We start from the raw sequence: 14,785 nt of genomic DNA on the forward strand, positions 1-14,785 counted from the left end.
TGGGTCAGTCCTCGTCTTTGCGCTTGCGCCAGCGGATGCCCGCGGAGATGAAGTCGTCGAGGTCGCCGTCGAACACGGCGGCCGGGTTGCCGGACTCCTGGCCCGTGCGCAGGTCCTTCACGAGCTGCTGGCCGTAGAGGAAGTAGGAGCGCATCTGGTCGCCCCAGCTCGCGGTGATGTTGCCCGCGAGCTCCTTCTTCTTGGCGGCCTCCTGCTCCTTCTGCAGCAGCAGGAGACGGTTCTGCAGCACCCGCATGGCCGCGGCGCGGTTCTGGATCTGCGACTTCTCGTTCTGCATCGACACGACGATGCCGGTCGGGAGGTGGGTGATGCGCACGGCGGAGTCGGTCGTGTTGACGGACTGTCCACCGGGGCCGGAGGAGCGGAAGACGTCGACCCGGATGTCGTTCTCGGGGATGTCGACCTCGGTCGCCTCCTCCATGAGCGGGATGACCTCGACGGCGGCGAAAGACGTCTGGCGCTTGTCCGCGGATCCGAACGGGCTGATGCGCGCGAGGCGGTGCGTGCCGGCCTCGACGGAGATCGTGCCGAAGGCGTAGGGCGCGTCGATCTCGAAGGTCGCCGACTTGATACCGGCGCCCTCCGCGTACGAGGTGTCCATCACCTTGACGGGGTACTTGTGACGCTCCGCCCAGCGCAGGTACATGCGCATGAGCATCTCGGCGAAGTCGGTGGCGTCGTCGCCGCCGGCGCCGGAGCGGATGGTGACGATCGCGCTGCGCTCGTCGTACTCGCCGTCGAGCAGCGTCTGCACCTCGAGCTGGTTGATGAGGTCGGTGAGCGTCTGCAGCTCCTTGCGCGCCTCGATCGCCGACTCCTCGTCGCCCATCTCGTTCGCCAGGTCGACGAGCACCTCGAGGTCGTCGAGGCGCTGAGCGATGCCGGTGATGCGGGCGAGCTCCGACTGGCGGTGGCTCAGGGCGCTGGTGACCTTCTGGGCGTTCTCGGTGTCGTCCCAGAGGTCGGGCGCGCCGGCCTCCTCGCTGAGACGCGCGATGTCCTCGCGGAGACGGTTGACATCGACGACCTCGCTGATGTCGCCGAAGGTGTGCCTGAGCGCCTGGATTTCGGCGGAGAGATCTAGTTCGAGCATGACACCTCAGCCTAACGTGCCGCCCGCGCGCGCGGGGACGGGCGTGTCCGGCCCTTCGCGCCGACCGGAGTAGCGTGAGGGACGTGAGCAGCGCATCCACGGTCCTCCGCCAGTTCGGGCCGATGGTGTACCTGCCGACCGTCCTCTTCTCCCTCGGTGAAGGTGCGGTCATCCCGCTCATCCCGGTCATCGCCGCGTCGATGGGTGCCGACGTCGCCTTCGCGGCCCTCGTCGCCTCGGCGCTCGTGGTCGGCCAGCTCTGCGGCAACCTCCCGGCCGGGTGGGCCGTGGGGCGCATCGGCGAGCGGTTCACGATGGTGATCGCGGGCGTCATCGCCATCCTCGCCGCCGTCGGCATGGTCCTCGCGCCGTCACTCGGGGTCCTCGCGGCGTCGGTGTTCCTCCTCGGCCTGTGCGCAGCCGCCTTCGGGCTGGCCCGGCACGCGTTCATGACCACGCGGGTGCCGCTGGCGTTCCGTGCCCGCTCGCTCTCCCTGCTGGGCGGCAGCTTCCGCCTGGGCATCTTCATCGGCCCGTTCGTCTCCGCAGGTCTCCTGCAGCTCTTCGGCGCCGAGGCTGCCGCGATCTGGTTCTTCCTCGCCTGCCTCGTGGTGATGGTCGTGCTCGTGCTCTTCGGACCGGATCCGGAGAAGACCGTCGCCCCACTGCGGACCACCGTCCGGTTCGCGGAGGACAGCGGCGAGGCCGTGAGCGGGTCGATCCCGACCATCGAGCGGGTCGGGATCTTCCAGACGATGTGGCGCCAGCGCGGAGTGCTCGGTCGGCTCGGGCTCGCCGCGGCCTCGCTCTCGGCGGTGCGGTCGGCGCGACAGGTCGTCCTCCCGCTGTGGGGACTCTCGCTGGGCCTCGACGCCTCGACCATCGCCCTTGTCGTCGGCGTTTCCGGAGCCATCGACTTCGCCCTCTTCTACGCCAGCGGCCAGGTGATGGACCGCTTCGGCCGGCTCTGGGCGGCGATGCCCGCGATGGTGCTGATGGGTGCCGGGTTCCTCGCCCTGTCGGTCACGCACGACGTCGACTCCGCGGTGCTCTGGTTCGGGATGTTCGCCGCGGTCCTCGGTGTCGGCAACGGGCTGTCCAGCGGCATCCTCCTGACCCTCGGCGCGGATGTCGCCCCGAAGCACGACCCCGCCGCGTTCCTCGGGTCGTGGCGCACGCTGACCGATGCCGGCGGCGCGGTCGCCCCGCTCCTCGTCTCGGGCATCACCGCGGTCGCGTCCCTGTCGTTCGCGGCGGGAGCCATGGGCCTGATCGGACTCGTCGGCGCCGCCGGGTTCGTCCGCTGGATCCCCCGGTTCGTCCCCCGCACGCCCCCGAGCACGCCGGACCCGTCCGAGGACTGAGCGCCCGGTCGCTAGCGCAGCGCCGTGCGGCTCGTCGCCGTCGCCTGCAGCGGCACCCCGTCGGGCACGAACGGCGAGAGCAGCGGCGGATGCCAGAGCGCTGCGACGGTGACACGCGCGCTCACGCCGTCCGGGGTGCCCGCGTCGACGACGGTCGCCGCGAACCCCGCGTCACGGACGAGCGGCACCGCCTGCTCGGCCACCCCCGCGTCGGTGAGCGTCGCGCGCGGCACCTCCCCCTCCACCTGCAGCGTGAAGCCGTCCGCTCCGGCGAGCGCCGCCGCATCCGCGAGCCCGTCCAGCCGCTTCTGGGCGATGTAGAGGTCGGTGGCGCAGACACACACGAACAGCACGGCGAGCGCGAGGATCAGGTAGCCGAGGACGAGGAGCAGCACGCTCCCCTCGTCGTCGCCCCTTCCGTCCTTGTCCGCGTCGCGCGTGCGCCGGCTCATCCACCGCTCCAGCGTCGGGTGACCTTCTGCACCGACACGGCTTCCACGGGGACGGACGTCGCCTGGTCGAGTCCGAGGACCCCGGGTACCAGAGGCAGCGGTACCCGGGTCGAGACCGTGACGACCACCGTCGCTCCCGCCGCCGGACAGGCCGATGCCCGGGGGCGACACGACACCGCGACGTCGACCGCTCCGCGATCGATGCCGTACTCCGCGACGATCCCGTCCAGCACCTGCTCCCCGCGGACTGCGGCCCCTGCGACGTCGGGTGCCGAGGCGATGGCACGTGCGGCCTGCCGCGCCGCGGCCTCGACGCCGAGCGACTGCTCCTGCACCGAACCCACGGCGATCACGAGGTACAGCAGCGGCACGAGCAGGATCACCCCGACCGTGATGAACTCCAGCGAGCTCGATCCCGCGTCATCGCGCATCGAACGACTCCGGCGGTGCGGAGGCTTCGACCTGCAGGGCTGCCGGGACACCGACGAGGCCGAACACCGGGAGGGTCGTCCGGATGCGGACCTCGACGGTCTCCTGTCCCTCCCGCCGCGCCGAGGCGACCGTGATGTCGTCGGCGTAGGAGGGGCCGACCGCGCGACGGATGACCTCGCGCGCCCGCTCCTCCCCCTCCTTGTCGGTCGTGTCGGCGAGCGCCGCGTAGTACGCGCCTTCGACGGCCGCATCGTGGACGACGTTGCGCACGTAGATCGCGAACGCGAGCTGCAGCACAGCGAGGGTCAGCGCGGTGAGCAGGGTGCCGACGAGCACGAACTCCACCGGGTTCGATCCGCGGTCGTCGATCACCCCCGCAAGCGCGCGCATGTCAGAGCCCCGACACCCGCTGGATGGCCTGCTCGAAGAGGGAGGTGAGCGCAGGCCCGGCGACCGCCCAGATGAGCACGACGAGCCCCGCGGTCATCAGAGTGACGAGCACCCAGCCCGGGACGTCTCCCCGTTCGTCGTCGTTGAAGGCACGGAACATCGAGCGCGCACGAGAGATCATGCGGCCAGTGTGCATCGAAGACCTGCCGCGGCGCGGACATTATCCACAGGACCGTGCGGGTGACCCGCGCCCTCACGCGGCGACACCAGTTCGAGGCGGTCTTTGTCCGAGCCGGAGCCGGCTTGCCAGATCGTGCCAGAAGTCACCGAGCGCACCCGTGTTGTTCGCGTGCATCTCGCGCCATGCCGAAGCTCGCCTAGCCACGGAGGCGCCACACGTCCACGGCCGGACGCGATGACGTGCTCGCCGACAGATCCTCACGGACTGCCACATAGTGGCTCATCTTGTGTCTTTTGTCTTGTGTCCCCCAAAAAGGGGACAGACACCTCATCGCTCCGAGGTTACTGTGACGCTGGCCCGCAGGTGCGAGCCATATAGCGATGATGGGGGTTCGGAGATGTGGGGATGGCGTGCAGGGATGGCGTTGGTTGCTATCGTCGCGATGCTGGGAACAGGCGTCGCGCCGGCAGCGGCTAAAGCACCCGACGAGTCCGAGCGGACGACGATCACTACATTCGGCTTCGTGCCGACAGACAGCGCTGGCACGGCCGCGCAAACCGACGTAGAAGCCCAGATCGCCGAGGTGGAATCCCTCGAGGCCTCGGACACTCCATTGGCTGCCCCTTATGACTCGAGCAAGATGCCGAGTGGGTCAGCAAAAGACCGCGCAGCGATGGCCGCGGGTGACACGGCCTATCGGATCGTCTCGACGTGGACCGATAACATTGCAAAGCCGATCGTTGCTCGCGCGGGCAACGGAACCACGTGGGGTCTCACCAAGGTTCAGAACAAGCATCATGTCAACCTCAACATGATCAAGAAGACCACAAAGTTCCCGAGGCCGACCGGCGGCCGCGTCACTCAAGGCACCTCCATCATTTACTTGACGGACGCGATCGAATGGGAGTGCTGGATCGGTTCCTGCAAGCCGAAGCGCTCGATGACAGTGAAAGTGGTGATCGAGAACGCCCGCATGAGCGACGGCAAGCAAAAGGGACTTATCACGGCATACTGTATGGGCGTCACGGTGTGCCCCCAGTGGGTCATTAACGTTGCGGGATGAAGGGCAGCATTACGCATGGGTAGCGACGTGAATGCAGAGACCTTTCTCTCAGCGGTCCGCGAAGAATGGGATAAGGCGCACGGGACGATCGTGGTGCCGGCGGAACTCGAGTTGACGCATCTGGAAGCCGACGGCGAGTCGTTGACGCTGCACGTTACAGACTCCGCCGGGTCGCGCTTCGGTTGGCGTACGCCACTTCCGGCCCATATGCGCAGTAAGAACAAGACACCAGGAGAAACGGGTACACCGCAGCATTGGGCGCTCTGGGAAGTCCTCATTCCCCTGGTAGAAGAGCTCGAGACGAACGCTGCAACTCGGTTACCGCCCGACATCGACGGTGTGAGGTGGATCTCGAGGTAAGGCCGCTCATGCCGAGACGGTGCATCCGGGCGGAGTGCGTCACTGCCTATCGGAACCGCCGGAACGCAATAGGCTCCCGCCTATGGAGCCCAACCCCCTGCTGCCGTCGATTCCGGTGCTGATCGCGATCGTCGTCGGCGTGGTGATCCTCGTCGCCGTCATCGTCATCGTCATCGGCGCGCGGAGGGCGAAGCGGCGAGGCCCTGTACTCCCGTCACGCGAATCGCACAACCCCGGGTCCGGTCATCCCGACGAGGGATAGCCTGTCACGCATGCGCCCTGGACCTGACGATGAGATGCGGGCCAGAGTCGAGATCGACGGGCTCACCTATCCCCTGCCTCGCGGCACCGATGTCGCCGCCCTCCGAGAGAGGATCGAGGCCGCCGCGCGCGCTGAACCCACCTTCGTCTCGTTCGCCACGTCGGACGGCCTGGCGAGCGTGCTCGTCCACCCGACCTCGCGGGTTTTCCTCTTCCAGGTCAAGGCCTCCGACGAGGGGAGCCTCGCCTCAGACCTCGGCGGACTGCCGGATTGGGACGTCTGAGCGCCGCGGAGAGCCGCCGTGGGATCAGGAGGTGAACTCGTCGATGACGAGCTCACCGCGGGCGTTCAGCCGCTCCATCATGTGACTGACCCGGGCCGGATCGATCGCCGGCGGCGGCTCGGCGTCGAACTCGAGCACCAGCGGGATCGCCGGGTGCATCCACGCGGACAGTCGGCCAGGGCTCTTCTTCCCCGACGGCCACGTCATCATGAAGCTCTCCTGGCGACGGAGCTTCGTGGAGATCACGATCTTCAGATGCGCCAGCACGGTGTCGTCGACCTCGATCGGCGGACGAGAGCTGTTGTACTCGAGACTTCCCATAGACAAAAGGTAAGCCCCCACGGCCTCCCCCGACGACCACTCATCCGATGCCGAGCCGCAGGATGAACAGGCCAGGGTAGATCGCGAACACGACGGACAACGGCAGGATGAGGAAGACCAACGGCAGGAGCATGAAGATCTCCTTCCGTCCGGCCTGCTCGATGAGCGTGCGCTTGGCCTCCTCCCTGGTGTCATCGGCCTGCGCGCGCAGCACCGCGGCGAGGGGTGCTCCGTGCTCGATCGCGGCGACGATCTGGTCCGCGGCTCGGGTCAGCCCCGGAAGCTCCAGCCGACCCGCCATGGCGGCCAGCGCGTCGGCGAGGGACGACCCCGTCCCGACCTCCACGATCACGCGACGCAGCTCGACCGTGAGCTCCCCCGACCCCACGCCGGCCACGCGCTTCACGGCGTCGAGGAAGCCCTCGCCCGCAGAGAGGCAGAGGGCCAGGAACTCCAGGGTCGTCGGCAACTCCTCGGCGAGGCGCACCTTCCGTGCCCGCACCCGCGCCGAGAGTCGCATGTCGTAGCCGACGGCGCCCGCCGCTCCCGCCAGGAGCGGGATGGCACCGACGGGAACGGACCACCGACCGATCAGCACGAGGACGATGACGGCGAGCGCTCCGCAGACGAGCGCGACCACACCTGAGGCGAGCTGGCGTCCACGGAAGGCGACGGGATCGAGGGGCGAGCCCGCCTGCGCGAGTCGTCGTCGGAGTCCCTCGCTCCCGCCGAGGACGCGGTCGATCATCTCCCCACCGAGGGTTCCCAGGCGGAATCCACCGGCAGGCAACGCGCCGGCCCGGGGAAGAGCCTCCCGCGGCAGCACGTCATCGTCGACGACGTCGCGGATGTACGGCGCGATCCGTGAAGCGAGGGACGCAGCGCGCCACCGCGGCAGGCCGGAGAGAAGCGCCAGGACCCCCGCCGCGAAGCCACCGCCGAGCAGCACGGCCACGGCCAGCGCGGAGAGCCCACTCACCCGAACCACCGACGGGGCTCGGGCAGCCGACCGATGCGGATCATGAGGCGGAACGCGACGACCGAGACGACCGCGCCCACGACGATCACGACGATGCCCTCCGGTGTGCTGTACGCCTTCGCCCCCTCCGGACGGAGGATCAGGAGGGTGAGGATGATCCACGGCGCCACGGCGCCGAGGACGGCGGCTCCCCGGATCCACGACTGCCGCGCCTCGACCTCGCCGCGGAGCGCCGCGTCAGCACGGACGGATGAGGACAACGCCCGCAGCACGCCGATGAGCTCGGTGCCGCCGACTTGCCGCGCCATCCGCAGCGTCTCGATGATCCGATCCCCGAGCGGATCGGCGAGGACGACCTTCAACCGGTCGAGACTCGCGTCGAACCGTCCGCTGCTCCGCAGGTCTCGGGCGAACACGCCGAATGCGGGGCGGAGCGCCGGGGGCGCCGACTCGGCGAGGGTGGCCACCGCATCCGGAAGCGACAGGCCGACGCGGATAGCGGCGATCAGCAGGTCACAGACATCGGGCCAGAGTTGCCGGCGCAGACGCCGCAGCCGGAGTCGTCGGCCGCGCAGGTAGGCGATCGGCGCAGTCCCGCCGGCGATCCCGGCGAGGACCGCGAGCGCGGCACTCCCCGTGACGAGCCAGACGAGGGACGCCGCACCGAGGGCGGCGCCGGCGATGCCGATCACGAGGGAGCGGGTCTGCAGGGACGGGAACCCCGCCTCACCCGACAGACGGACCAGGCGTCCGCGGTGCGCCGTGGAGGTGGAGCGCTCTGCCGTCGGCCACAGCCATGGCGACAGGGTCAGGAGCACGCCGGCCGCAAGCGTCGCGCCGAGGAGGATCGTCATGCGAGGACCCCCGAACCGACCGAGGTCGACCGTAGCGGCCGGTGTGCGGCGGCGCCGAAGACCGGAGTGCTGAGCACCCGTCCCTGGACCACTTCACCCGTCGGGGCGACGATCTCCTCGACGTATCGTCGGCCTGCCGCATCGCGCGCGCAGTGGACGACGAGATCGACCGACGACGCGATCGCCGGAGCGACGAAGCCGCGGTCGATGTTCCGCCCGGCGAGGAGCGGCAGCAGGCACAGCTTGTCGAGCGCCTCCGCAGCGGAGTTGGCGTGGACCGTGCAGGCGCCGGGGACGCCGGTGTTGAGCGCCAACACGAGGTCGAGCGCTTCCGCGTCACGCACCTCCCCCACTACGAGCCGGTCCGGCCGCATCCGCAGCGCTTCCTTCACCAATCGTCGCAGCGTGATCTCACCCGTGCCTTCGAGGCTGGGCTGGCGCCCCTGCAGCGCGACCACATCAGGACCGACCACCGCGAGCTCGAATGTCTCCTCGACCGTGATTATGCGCTGGTCCGCCGCGCAGGCGGCCAGCAACGCGCCGAGCATGGTCGTCTTTCCCGCGTGGGTCGCCCCGGACACGATCACGGACGCACCTGCCCGCATCGCCTCACCCAGGGCATGCGCGGCATCAGGAGTCAGCGCGCCCTGCGCCGTCAGCGCGTCGAGCGAGCGGTGCCCGGGAAGGAACTTGCGGATGTTGACCACCCACGACCCGCGGACGACATCGGCGATCGCCACGTGCAGCCGCGAACCGTCCGGCAGGGAGGCATCGACGAACGGCTGCCCTATGTCCACGCGCCGCCCCGTCGCCTGCAGCATGCGCTCCACCAGATCCCGCACCGTCGCCTCGTCCAGCCGCAGCGCTGTCCGCTCCGCCACACCACCCCGCGCGGTATGCACGACCCCGTCTCCGTTGATCCACACCTCCTCGATGCCGGGGTCGTCGAGCAGGGGCTGCAGAGCGCCGAACCCGCTCACCGCCGCGAGAACGTCCCGCACGCACGCCGCCTCGTCCTCCACGAGCACGCCGCCCCGCGCGAGAGCCCGATCGTCGTGGCGCCGCACCTCCGCCCTTGTAACCTCCCGCGCCCGCTCTGGGTCGATCGCCGGATCCACACCCTCGGTCCGCAGCCGACGCCGAACGAGGTCGGCGATGATCGACGCGGGCTGCTCCATCCCTGCATCCTCGCAACGATCAGCTCCCGGCCCGCGGAGTTATCCACAACACTCGAGCAGCTACCGGCTGGCCCTGCATGACACCCGGTGCCGTGCAGGCATGAACAGATCAACTGACTCGGGCGGGCGGGTCTACGAAAGGCTCAGGGGCTCGGTCGTAACTTCACTGCCTGATCGATGATTGGCTGGATGAGGTTCGTCACCTCGTCGTTTGATGCTTTTCCATCCGGAGGCGCTTCCAGGACCCGCCTCGCGAAGAGCGTGTACATGGTCTGGCGGGCTTCTTCATCCTCGATCTCGTTGATGAAGCCGAGAAAGGCCTTGAGCTGGATCTCGATAGCGCGAGCCCACGTGGCGATGCGGTGATAATTACTAGCCTGCCGACCAAGGTACGCCGCGATGCCAGCCAGTGCAGAAAGGATCGCAACGCGATAGACCACCTCCTGCCAATTGTCCACGGATTCCACCGTGCTTCCGGCGGCATAGACCAACCCGAACAGTACGGTCACCCCAAGTGTGACTAACGTACCCACCCTGAACCAGAACGCCGATCGTGCGCTGCTCTTTGCGGTGGTCTCGAAGGATTTTTCCAGAGCGCCTGTGGCCGTCTCCGTAGCGGCCTTGCGGGCGAGCGCCAAAGCCTCACTTGCTAGGTGGGCAGAACTCGATGCGTCCTGGACCGCGCTATCGAGTCTTTCCATTCGGCGCGTCACGTAAGCGACGATTGACTGCGAGCGCAGGGCTTCCTCGCCCGCGAGATTAATCTCCGCGCGAAACCCAGAGAACATGTCGGCGGGCAGTCCACGCTTGACGAGTTCGTCGAACAGTGCCGGAAACACATCGAGGTTCCCCCGCATACTGACGAGCGCAAGAGATTTCGCGTCGCCCACAGTCGCGAGGTAGGCCTTGTACTGCTTCTCTGCCTCCTGCGCGGCGTTTACAACGATTTCGAGCTCTCCATCTGCGAGCATTTCACCGGCCGCCCATTCAAGGAGCCTGTGCCACACCGCGAGGAGCGGGATTACTGCAATCTCGTCGATACCGGGGCTGTCTTCACGTCGGAGCTTTCCCAGTTGAGACTGAAACCAGCGACTCAGACTTTCGATTTCGTTGCGACCTGTCGCCATCTCCGCCTCCTGTCACGTTCGCCCGAACCGGATCCGGACGCACACAGCACACAACATAGCGCGCAGATAGCTACCCATGCGCAGTTCGAAAACCCACGCATCGAATGGAAAGGAAGGCTGACCTGCGCGCGCTCTACGACTACCGCGTCGGCGTCCAGAACGGCGACGCCGCGGACCCCGACCGCGAGCAGGCACTCCGCCGGACTGCGATCGACACGTTCGTCGAGGGGCAGGCCGTCTGCATCGATGGCTCGTCCTGACGCCGCCGTATCGAGCCGCCCGCCCCGGTGTCAACCGGTACGTCGCCCGTCGTCGCGCTCCCTAGGCTGAGGAGCAGACCTGCGAGGAGACGACGTGCACCGCGCCACACCAGCCGCCCCTGAACCGACCCTGAGCGTGGTCATCCCGGTCAAGGACGATGCGGCGGAACTGCGGCGATGCCTCCGCGCCCTCGCCCGGCAGACACTCCCGCCCGACGAGATCATCGTCGTGGACAACGCCTCGACCGACGATTCGGCCGCGGTGGCCGCCCGGCACGGCGCGCGGGTCGTGCGGTGCGAGACTCCGGGCATCCCGGCCGCGAGCGCGACCGGGTACGACACGGCGACGGGCGACGTGATCCTGCGGCTCGACGCCGACGGGGTACCGGGGCCGCGGTGGGTCGAGACGATGACGGCCGCGTACGTGCGGGATCCGCGGGTCGGAGCGTGGACGGGCGGAGCGCATTTCGTCGACGGTCCCCGGTTCCTGCGGAGGCCCCTCGCGGCGGCCTACCTCCTTTCCTACGTCGTCGTGTGCGGCTCCGCCCTGGGCCACGGGCCGTTGTTCGGATCGAACCTCGCCCTCCGCCGCTCGGCCTGGCTCGCCGTCCGGGACCGGGTGCACCGCGACGATGCCGCGCTTCACGACGACCTCGACCTCGCCTTCCATGTCGGCGAGCGCCACCGCATCCGCTGGCTTCTGCACACCGATATGGGCATCTCCATGCGCCCGTTCGGCAGCGGACGCTCCTTCGCCCGCCGCTCCTGGATCGGCGCTCGCACCGTCCTCGTGCACTGGCCCGAGGACTTCCCTCCGGTGCGCTGGGTGCGGCTCGCGCTGCGCCGGGTGCTGCACCGCCTCGGAGTCCCCGCGCCGGGAGCCCGCCGATGACCGCGCCGCTCCTCGGATCGCCGTCCACCACCGAGCTGCACGTCATGACCCTCAACATCCGCCGCGACCTCGGCGCGCTCGCCTGGCCGCCCGCCGACCGCTGGTCGGTTCGACGTCCCCGGCTCACCGCGCTCCTCCGCGCGGAGCGGCCGGAGGTCCTCGGCGTACAGGAGGCCCTGCCCGCGCAGGCTGCCGAGGTCTCCGCCGCGCTCGGCCCGTCGTTCCACCGCGTCGGCCACGGCCGCCTCGCCGGACCCCGCGGCGAGGGTTGTCCGCTCTTCTACGACGCCGACCGACTGGAACTGGGCGGCTGGCGACAGGTCGCGCTCTCCCGCACCCCCGACCGCCCCGGCTCCCGCTCCTGGCTGAGCGTCTCCCCGCGGGTGGTGGTGGAGGCGTCCTTCCGCGACCGCCGCACCGGCGCCGCCCTCACCGTGCTCAACACCCACCTCGACGCGTTCTCGCTGTGGGCCCGGCTCCGTCAAGCGCAGGCGGTGCACGACGTCGCCGCCGCAGCGGAGAGCCCCGTCGTCCTCGTCGGGGATTTCAACGCCCCCGCCGGCACGGCACCGTGGCGCGCCCTCGAAGCCGACGACGTCCTCCGCGACTCGTGGACGGCGGCCGTCTCCCGCCGCACACCGGCCTGGCGCACATTCGCCGGCTACCGGTCACCCCGCCGAGGACGCCGCATCGACGGCATCCTCACCTTCCCCGCGCTGCCCGTGCGCCGGGCGGGCATCAACGCCCGGCAGTATGGAGGAGGCTGGCCGTCGGATCATCTCGCCGTGCAGGCCCTGATCGACCTCGCCCCCGGCGCCATCCCACCCGAGGAGACCGCATGAAGGAGGACTTCCTCCGCCCGCCGCACTCCATCGCCGAGTACGGCGCCGACGCCGTTCGTGTGATCGGCGTCCTCAGCGTCCTCGTCGCGGCGATCTGGTCGACCCCGACGGATGCGGGCATCCTCGCACTCGCCCTCCCCGCCCTCATGCTCCCCCGCGTCCTCGGCATGCGCGGCGGCATCGACCTGGCAATCGGCCTGATCGTGCTCGTCGCCGCCGCGAGCAACGTGTTCGACCTGTACCGCACGCTCACCGGGTGGGACCTCGTCGTGCACTTCGTCTGCACGGGAGCCCTCGCCGCCACCGGCTACCTCGTGCTCTCCCGCCTCGGCATCGTCACGGCGCAGGAGTCCGCGGCGTTCCGCGCCCGCATCCCCCTCGTGCTCTGCACCGTGATCGGGCTCGCGGCGAGCGCCGTGTGGGAGATGATCGAGTGGGCGGGCCGCACCTTCGTCACCGACGAGATCTTCGTCACCTACGAAGACACCATCGGCGACATGGCCATGGGAGGACTCGGGGCTCTTGCGGCTGGAGTCCTCGTCGCCGTCGTCCGGCTGGAGCGTCGCCGCTCGGCGTGACGGCGCGGAACTGCGGGACGATCCCCAGGGTCGAACGGGGCGCGGGTCAGTAGACTGAAGCCACCGCGCGGGAGTGGTGGAATTGGCAGACACGCAGGATTTAGGTTCCTGTGCCCCAGGGCGTGTGGGTTCAAGTCCCACCTTCCGCACGACGGGTGCTTCGGCGCCCGCATCGCTCCACCGCCGACACCTCACGACCGACGGGAATCCCGCCAGTGCTCGAAAGCATGCTGCACGCCCCTACCGCGCTCATCCCATGGCTCGATCCGCAGACGATCATCGGGGCGGCGGGTCCGTGGGCGCTCCTCGTGGTCTGCTTCATCATCTTCGCCGAGACGGGTCTGCTGGTCGGCTTCCTCCTCCCCGGTGACACGCTGCTCATCATCGCGGGCCTGCTGACCCACACGAGCAACGTCTTCGGCGTGAACATCTGGGTCGTCTCGCTCCTCATCGCGCTCTCCGCGTTCATCGGCGGCGAGGTCGGCTACGTCATCGGGCACAAGGGCGGCCCCGCGGTGTTCGAACGCAAGGAATCCGGCCTGTTCAGCAGGAAGAACGTCGAGCGCACCAACGCGTTCTTCGAGCGCTTCGGCGGCCTCACCGTGATCCTCGCGCGCTTCGTGCCGATCGTGCGCACGTTCGCCCCGGTCGCCGCGGGCGTGGGCCACATGCCGTGGCGGCGCTACTCGCTCTACAACTTCATCGGGGCGATGATCTGGGGCTTCGGACTCACGATGGTCGGCTACCTCATCGCCTACATCCCGTGGGTGCGAGACCTCGTCGTCGAGTACATCGACATCATCCTGCTCATCGCCGTCGGCGGCACCGCGCTCGTCACCCTGTGGCATTACTTCTCCGAGCGCCACAAGGCCAAGAAGGCCGCGGCCGCAGGAGAGGACGTCGTGACGGATCACGAGGAGGCCGAGGAGCTCGTCCTCGACGCCGACGTGTTCGATCGCGCCCCCGACCTGGACGGCGACGGGAAGCACTGACCCGGCCGCGGATCAGCCCGCGTTCTTGGAGCGCTTCTCCTTGGAGCGGGCGACGCTGGCGCGCAGCGCCTCCATCAGGTCGATGACCTCGCCGCCGTCGGCCGCCTTCTCGGCATCGCCGCCGAAGGTCTCCGCCACGTCGAACGTCTCCCCGGCCTCGATCTTCGCGTCGATGAGGGTGCGGAGCTCCTTCTGGTACTCGTCGACGAACTCCTCGGGATCGAAGTCGGCCGAGTAGCTGTCCACGAGCGACGAGGACAACTCCAGCTCCTTCTTCGAGATCCGCACGTCCTCGTCGAGCGACGGGAATTCCGCCTCTCGGACCTCGTCCGACCAGAGCAGCGTCTGCAGCACGAGGACCTTGCCCCGCACGCGCAGCGCGGCGAGCCGGGTCTTCTGGCGCAGCGTGAACCGCACGATCGCGGTGCGGTCGGTCTGCTCGAGGGTCTTGCGCAGCAGCACGTACGCCTTGGGAGACTTCGAGTCGGGCTCCAGGTAGTACGGCTTGTCGAGGGTGAGCGGATCGACCTGGTCGGAGGGCACGAACTCCACGACATCGATCTCGCGGCTCTTCTCCGCCGGCAGCGCCGCGAGGTCGTCCTTGGTGAGCACGACGGTCTGCCCGTCGTCGACGTAGGCGCGATCGATGTCGGAGTAGGCCACCGTCTCGCCGCACACCTCGCACGTGCGCTGGTAGCGGATGCGACCGCCGTCCTTCTCATGCACCTGATGCAGCGGCACGTCGTGGTCCTCGGTCGCCGAGTACACCTTGACCGGCACGTTCACCAGCCCGAACGTCAGGGCGCCCTTCCAGATCGTCCTCATCACACCAGTAGACACCAGCCACACCCGTCACGACCA

General features: G+C 68.9%; 21 protein-coding genes and 1 tRNA gene. 11 read left to right on the top strand and 11 right to left on the bottom strand.

All coding sequences use genetic code 11. The features are described 5' to 3' along the window. Positions 1-4: 4 nt before the first annotated feature. Positions 5-1,114, bottom strand: coding sequence for a peptide chain release factor 2 (gene prfB, locus MICNX66_RS10885; RefSeq protein WP_187661893.1), 1,110 nt, complete (start codon positions 1,112-1,114; stop codon positions 5-7). Between the two features lie 122 nt (positions 1,115-1,236). On the opposite strand from prfB, the gene MICNX66_RS10890 reads away from it, so the two are divergent. Next, positions 1,237-2,478: an MFS transporter gene (locus MICNX66_RS10890; RefSeq protein ID WP_187664188.1), complete on the top strand. Its 1,242-nt coding sequence runs from the start codon at positions 1,237-1,239 to the stop codon at positions 2,476-2,478. 11 nt (positions 2,479-2,489) lie between these two features. Here MICNX66_RS10890 and MICNX66_RS10895 read toward each other — a convergent pair whose 3' ends face one another. From MICNX66_RS10895 to MICNX66_RS10910, 4 genes are read right to left on the bottom strand one after another with little or no spacing between them, the layout of a single operon-like run. Next, positions 2,490-2,930 (bottom strand): pilus assembly protein TadG-related protein, encoded by a 441-nt coding sequence (locus MICNX66_RS10895; protein ID WP_187661894.1) that lies wholly within the window; start codon positions 2,928-2,930, stop codon positions 2,490-2,492. Continuing rightward, positions 2,927-3,361, bottom strand: coding sequence for a TadE family protein (locus MICNX66_RS10900; protein WP_187661895.1), 435 nt, complete (start codon positions 3,359-3,361; stop codon positions 2,927-2,929). The genes MICNX66_RS10895 and MICNX66_RS10900 overlap by 4 nt, the downstream gene beginning before the upstream one ends. Further along, entirely contained in the window at positions 3,351-3,752 is a 402-nt protein-coding gene (locus tag MICNX66_RS10905) for a TadE/TadG family type IV pilus assembly protein (RefSeq protein WP_187661896.1), read from the bottom strand. Before MICNX66_RS10905 ends, MICNX66_RS10900 begins: the two co-directional genes overlap by 11 nt. A gap of 1 nt (position 3,753) precedes the next feature. After that, positions 3,754-3,933 (bottom strand): hypothetical protein, encoded by a 180-nt coding sequence (locus tag MICNX66_RS10910; RefSeq protein ID WP_187661897.1) that lies wholly within the window; start codon positions 3,931-3,933, stop codon positions 3,754-3,756. A 418-nt stretch (positions 3,934-4,351) separates the two neighbouring features. Between MICNX66_RS10910 and MICNX66_RS10915 the strand changes: the two genes are divergently transcribed. From MICNX66_RS10915 to MICNX66_RS10930, 4 genes are all read left to right on the top strand, one after another. Then, positions 4,352-4,996: a hypothetical protein gene (locus MICNX66_RS10915; RefSeq protein ID WP_187661898.1), complete on the top strand. Its 645-nt coding sequence runs from the start codon at positions 4,352-4,354 to the stop codon at positions 4,994-4,996. A 15-nt stretch (positions 4,997-5,011) separates the two neighbouring features. Then, a complete protein-coding gene (locus MICNX66_RS10920; RefSeq protein WP_187661899.1) occupies positions 5,012-5,356 on the top strand; it encodes a hypothetical protein in 345 nt (114 codons plus the stop codon). 82 nt (positions 5,357-5,438) lie between these two features. Continuing rightward, complete coding sequence (locus MICNX66_RS10925; RefSeq protein ID WP_187661900.1) at positions 5,439-5,618, top strand: hypothetical protein; 180 nt, start codon at positions 5,439-5,441, stop codon at positions 5,616-5,618. Between the two features lie 10 nt (positions 5,619-5,628). Further along, positions 5,629-5,901 carry a hypothetical protein gene (locus MICNX66_RS10930; protein ID WP_187661901.1) on the top strand — a complete coding sequence of 91 codons (273 nt, stop codon included), beginning with the start codon at positions 5,629-5,631 and terminating at the stop codon, positions 5,899-5,901. Between the two features lie 24 nt (positions 5,902-5,925). Here MICNX66_RS10930 and MICNX66_RS10935 read toward each other — a convergent pair whose 3' ends face one another. The 5 genes from MICNX66_RS10935 to MICNX66_RS10955 all read right to left on the bottom strand — a co-directional run bounded on the left by MICNX66_RS10935 (position 5,926) and on the right by MICNX66_RS10955 (position 10,360). Next, a complete protein-coding gene (locus MICNX66_RS10935) occupies positions 5,926-6,222 on the bottom strand; it encodes a DUF7882 family protein (protein WP_187661902.1) in 297 nt (98 codons plus the stop codon). 40 nt (positions 6,223-6,262) lie between these two features. Further along, positions 6,263-7,201 (bottom strand): type II secretion system F family protein, encoded by a 939-nt coding sequence (locus MICNX66_RS10940; protein ID WP_187661903.1) that lies wholly within the window; start codon positions 7,199-7,201, stop codon positions 6,263-6,265. Further along, on the bottom strand, positions 7,198-8,055 hold the full coding sequence (locus MICNX66_RS10945) for a type II secretion system F family protein (protein ID WP_187661904.1): 858 nt from the start codon (positions 8,053-8,055) through the stop codon (positions 7,198-7,200). Before MICNX66_RS10945 ends, MICNX66_RS10940 begins: the two co-directional genes overlap by 4 nt. Next, positions 8,052-9,233, bottom strand: coding sequence for a CpaF family protein (locus MICNX66_RS10950; RefSeq protein WP_187661905.1), 1,182 nt, complete (start codon positions 9,231-9,233; stop codon positions 8,052-8,054). The genes MICNX66_RS10945 and MICNX66_RS10950 overlap by 4 nt, the downstream gene beginning before the upstream one ends. A gap of 143 nt (positions 9,234-9,376) precedes the next feature. Continuing rightward, complete coding sequence (locus tag MICNX66_RS10955; RefSeq protein ID WP_187661906.1) at positions 9,377-10,360, bottom strand: hypothetical protein; 984 nt, start codon at positions 10,358-10,360, stop codon at positions 9,377-9,379. 104 nt (positions 10,361-10,464) lie between these two features. Here MICNX66_RS10955 and MICNX66_RS10960 point away from each other — a divergent pair, with 104 nt between their 5' ends. From MICNX66_RS10960 to MICNX66_RS10985, 6 genes are all read left to right on the top strand, one after another. After that, positions 10,465-10,620 (top strand): hypothetical protein, encoded by a 156-nt coding sequence (locus MICNX66_RS10960; RefSeq protein ID WP_187661907.1) that lies wholly within the window; start codon positions 10,465-10,467, stop codon positions 10,618-10,620. 94 nt (positions 10,621-10,714) lie between these two features. Further along, positions 10,715-11,512, top strand: a complete 798-nt coding sequence (locus MICNX66_RS10965) for a glycosyltransferase family 2 protein (RefSeq protein ID WP_187661908.1) — start codon at positions 10,715-10,717, stop codon at positions 11,510-11,512. Continuing rightward, positions 11,509-12,354: an endonuclease/exonuclease/phosphatase family protein gene (locus MICNX66_RS10970; protein ID WP_187661909.1), complete on the top strand. Its 846-nt coding sequence runs from the start codon at positions 11,509-11,511 to the stop codon at positions 12,352-12,354. The genes MICNX66_RS10965 and MICNX66_RS10970 overlap by 4 nt, the downstream gene beginning before the upstream one ends. Continuing rightward, complete coding sequence (locus MICNX66_RS10975) at positions 12,351-12,932, top strand: hypothetical protein (protein WP_187661910.1); 582 nt, start codon at positions 12,351-12,353, stop codon at positions 12,930-12,932. The genes MICNX66_RS10970 and MICNX66_RS10975 overlap by 4 nt, the downstream gene beginning before the upstream one ends. Before the next feature lie 67 nt (positions 12,933-12,999). Further along, a tRNA-Leu gene (locus MICNX66_RS10980) sits at positions 13,000-13,081 on the top strand. A 78-nt stretch (positions 13,082-13,159) separates the two neighbouring features. Beyond that, positions 13,160-13,924 carry a DedA family protein gene (locus tag MICNX66_RS10985; RefSeq protein WP_187661911.1) on the top strand — a complete coding sequence of 255 codons (765 nt, stop codon included), beginning with the start codon at positions 13,160-13,162 and terminating at the stop codon, positions 13,922-13,924. 12 nt (positions 13,925-13,936) lie between these two features. Here the strand turns inward: MICNX66_RS10985 and ku are convergent, their stop codons facing one another. Then, a complete protein-coding gene (gene ku / locus MICNX66_RS10990) occupies positions 13,937-14,749 on the bottom strand; it encodes a non-homologous end joining protein Ku (protein WP_187661912.1) in 813 nt (270 codons plus the stop codon). Between the last annotated feature and the right edge of the window lie 36 nt (positions 14,750-14,785).

The sequence above is a fragment of the Microbacterium sp. Nx66 genome, assembly GCF_904066215.1.
In the GTDB taxonomy this organism is placed as follows: Bacteria; Actinomycetota; Actinomycetes; order Actinomycetales; family Microbacteriaceae; genus Microbacterium; species Microbacterium meiriae.